The following is a 431-nucleotide window of genomic DNA, read 5'->3' as shown; positions in this document are numbered from 1 at the left end:
CGATACTCCTAATCTTATTTTTCTACAGTCTTTTACCCAGTATTTTAAATGCGTTTTTAAAATCAAGCGGCCTTGATATTTTTAAACTCAATCCTATTTATTATGCTTTTATTATCTTTAGCTTAATGACAACGGGAACTTTATCAGAAATTTTACGTGCGGCTATTTTAACTGTTGATAAAGGACAGCTAGAGGCGGCTCAGTCTATTGGTTTAACCACTACTCAGAGCTATTTTAGGATTGTCTTTCCTCAGGCTTTACGAAACGCTCTGCCCAATCTCTGTAATCTAGTCATTAATATCGTTAAGGGGACATCATTGGTGTTTGTGATGACGGTTAAGGATATAACGGCGATTGCCAAGGTAGAAGCAGCTCACGGTTACCAATATTTTGAATCTTATCTGGTAATTTTCATTATTTATATTATTATC

1 protein-coding gene is annotated in these 431 nt (G+C 35.0%); it reads left to right on the top strand.

Annotated features, from left to right (window positions below):
- On the top strand, window positions 1-431 hold a 431-nt coding region (locus FH871_RS34960; RefSeq protein WP_138995353.1), incomplete at both ends, for an ABC transporter permease subunit.

The sequence above is a fragment of the Larkinella sp. C7 genome, from assembly GCF_006149005.1.
Lineage (GTDB): Bacteria > Bacteroidota > Bacteroidia > Cytophagales > Spirosomataceae > Larkinella.
This window is presented reverse-complemented; position numbering and strand designations above follow the sequence as displayed.